The following is a 3,379-nucleotide window of genomic DNA, read 5'->3' on the forward strand; positions in this document are numbered from 1 at the left end:
GTCCCCGGGTGGCCGCCGCCGGCCGATCGCTTGCCGGGCCGCTCGTCGGCGCCGCTCGCCGGCGGCGGCACGGTGCGCAGCCCGCTGGGGGTGAACTCGCGCAGCAGGATCTGCCCGATCCCTGCCGCCGGGATGGCCAGCAGCGCCCCCACCAGACCGGCCAGCTCGGCGGCGAGCAGCACGCTGACCAGGACAGTCAGCGGGTTGAGGCGGACCGCGCGGGACATGATGACGGGCTGCAGCAGGTGGTTCTCCACCTGCTGGTAGACGACGAAGAAGACCAGCACCACGATGCCCGCGGTGGGGGAGTGCAGGAACCCGGCACCGGCCGCGATGATCGCGCCCAGGGTCGCCCCGACCAGCGGGATCAGATCGGCGATGGCGACCAGCAGCGCGATCACCCCGGCGAACGGCACCTTGGTGACGACGAGCACCAGGAACGTCAGCCCGCCGCAGATCACGCTGATCAACAGGTTGCCGCTCAGGTAGCCGGTGATGGTGCGGGAGGCGTCCCGGCCGAGCCGGCGCAGCCGCCGGGCCGAGCCGTCCCCGACCAGGGCCAGCGTTGCGGCGATGATCTTCGGCGCCTCCAGCACCATCAGGTACGCCAGCACGATCACCGTGAGCAGCCCGGCGAGCGTCTGGAGCACGCCCCGGATCAGGCCCACCGCCGGTTGGCTCAGCTGGGTGCCGTACCGCTTGATCTGGTCGGCGTGGGCGCTGGCGTACTCCCGCAGCCGCAGTCGTTCCAACAGCTCAGCAAACGGCCCCCGCCCCGCCCGGGTTTCCCGCAGCAGCTCCGGTGCCCGGTCGGCGAACCGGCCCACCTCGTCGAGCAGCGGCAGCAGGATCACCGCGGCGAGCGCGGTGAGCAGGCCGAACGCGGCGAGGAAGACGAGCAGGGTGGCCAGCGCCCGGTGCCGGACCAGTCGCCGCTCCAGCCCGTCCACGAGCGGCTTCAGGGCCACCGCGAAGAACGCCGCGATCAGCACCCAGACCAGCACCCGCCGGGTGGCCCAGATCAGCGCCAGCCCGAACATGGTGGCCAGCACGAGACCGATGACGATCATCGCCCGGCGGGCGACGGACCGGTCCTCGGCGTTGCTCATCCGGCGCGGCTACCCGACCGGGCCGGGCGGAAACGTGCGCGGCGGGCGGAACTGCCCAGGTCAGCGCTCGGCGAGCGTGGCGTCGGTGGTCGGTTGGGCGCCGGAGACGAAGGCGTCGAGGGACGGGCCGTGCAGTACGGCGCCGGGGAGCGGATCGGCGGCCACCCGGGCGGCCAGTCGGCGTACCGGCAGCCGGCCGGGTCGAAGGCCGGCGGCGAGCACCAGGTTGCCGTACCGGCGGCCGCGCAGCATCCGCCGGTCGGCGACCAGGCAGACGTCGGCGAAGACCGTGCGCAGGGTGGCCACCTGGGCCCGGGAGAAGGCCAGCGGGGGCAGGTCGGTGACGTTGACCAGATAGACGCCGTCCGGGCGCAGCGTCCGGGCCACCTCGGCGGCGAACTCGACGCTGGTCACGTGCCGGGGCATCCGGGCCGCCCGGTAGATGTCGGCGAGCACCACGTCGTACCGGGCGGGCGGGGCGGCGGTCACCGCGTCCCGGGCGTCGGCAATCTGGACGGCGACCTCCGGCGGCAGGGGCGGCAGCTCGCGGCGGACCAGCTCGACGACGGCCGGCTCCCGCTCGACGACAAGCTGCGCCGACCCGCGTCGGGTGGCGGCCAGCCAGCGCGGCAGGGTGAGCGCGCCGCCGCCGAGGTGCAGGGCATCCAGCGGCCGGCCCCGCGGCGCGGCCAGGTCGACCACCGCCGCCATCCGGCGGACGTACTCGAAGTGCAGGTGGCGCGGGTCCGCCACGTCCACGTAGGACTGCTCGACGCCGGCCGCGAGCAGCGTACGCCCGGTCCGGCGGACCGGATCGACGACCAGCCTCAGGTCGTCGGCGGCGCTCCCCATGGCCGGAAACGCTAGCCGAACCGGTCGGTGGACGGCCGGTCGGGCCGGCGGGCGACGCGCCCGCCGGCCCCGGCTGCCTCAGCCGTAGTTCATCCCGGCCCCGGCCTCGTCGATGGCGTCGTCGACCCGATGGGCCAGGTCGACGTCCTGGGCCGACACGCCCTCAACCTGCTGGGTCCGCACGGTGATCACGGCGCTGTCCGGGTCCGGCCGGCCGATCTGCGGGCCACGGCCGATCTCCGTGCGGAGCCGGTCGAGCCGGTCGAGCACCCGGTCCAGGTTCCCCGACGGCAGCTCGATCGTGCGGACCAGCGACTGCCGGTCGCTCGACCAGTACGGCAACCCGGACAGCGCGTCGCGCAGCTCCTGATCGGTGAGGGGCGCGACGGCCGAGGTCGGACCCACCACGCCACCGCCGGGCTCCGGCGGTGCGAGCAGGTCCCGCAACCCGTCCGGTACGCGCAGCGACTCGACCAGGTCACCGTCCTGCTCGGCGAGCGCGGCCAGGGTCGCCTCGGCCTGGTACCGGGCCTGCTCCGGGGTACGGCCGCTGATCCGGGCCACCTCGGCGAGGAACCCCGCCAGGTCCTGATGCCGCTCGATGCCGTCGACCGGTACGACGTCGTGCAGCGACAGCGGTACCGCTCGCAGCAGCCGTTCCCGCTCCTGCTCCTCCAACGCCCACGCCAGCGCCAGCACGGTGGCCTCGGCCGCCACCTTGGCGGTGCGGAAGTCGACCCCGGCCCGGCGGCTCACGTCACCGACCAGTTCCTGGTAGCCCACGGGGGCCACCTCCGGCGCGCCCATCCCGGGCTGGGGCAGCGGCCGACCGGGCTGCGCCACCGCAGCCGGCGGCGGGGCGGGGCCACCTCGGTGGATGTTCGGCTTGCGCCGTCCGGCGGGCGGCGGACCCTGCCGCTGGCCCTGGTCCAGGGAGGTGATCTGTTTGGACGCGCTCAGGCTCGCGCGGACCTCACTCGGACGGCGCCCACGCTCCCGGGCCTCCCGCGCCAGGGTCCGGCGGCGCTGGTTGTCGCCCTCCATCTGCTTGCGCATCGTCGCACCTCGCTCCTCGTCGGTTCCGCTGCTTCCGACGGTCGCCTTCCCGTCACCGCCGGGAAGGAAACGGCCGGTGGGCCGGGTCCGGCGCAAGCGGCCGGGAGCTTCATTCGGCGGGGGTGAGGGGCCTTCACCCGGCGCGCCCCCATGATCGGGGTGGACCGGAAGACTTCCGATGCACGCGGAAGGGAAGGTCGTCATGAAGAGGATCGTCGAGATCGTCCCCGCTCGACCCGGCTGGTACGCCCGGTGGCGGCTGACCCCGGAGGCCACCCGCTGCTACCCGGTGACCCTGTGGGCGCTGGTCGAGGAGGCCGACGGCACCGCCCGCGAGGTGGTCGGCGTGGACTGTGTCGGGC

General features: G+C 74.6%; 3 protein-coding genes. All 3 read right to left on the reverse strand.

Annotation, left to right across the window (positions count from 1 at the left end; all coding sequences use genetic code 11):
• Positions 1-1,109: AI-2E family transporter (locus DKL51_RS28345; protein WP_148097874.1), on the reverse strand; the 1,109-nt coding region annotated here is incomplete at its 3' end.
• Between the two features lie 60 nt (positions 1,110-1,169).
• Complete coding sequence (locus DKL51_RS28350; RefSeq protein ID WP_109945206.1) at positions 1,170-1,961, reverse strand: spermidine synthase; 792 nt, start codon at positions 1,959-1,961, stop codon at positions 1,170-1,172.
• A 78-nt stretch (positions 1,962-2,039) separates the two neighbouring features.
• Complete coding sequence (locus tag DKL51_RS28355) at positions 2,040-3,017, reverse strand: DUF2267 domain-containing protein (protein ID WP_109945207.1); 978 nt, start codon at positions 3,015-3,017, stop codon at positions 2,040-2,042.
• Between the last annotated feature and the right edge of the window lie 362 nt (positions 3,018-3,379).

It is taken from the genome of Micromonospora globispora, assembly GCF_003857015.1.
Lineage (GTDB): Bacteria > Actinomycetota > Actinomycetes > Mycobacteriales > Micromonosporaceae > Micromonospora > Micromonospora globispora.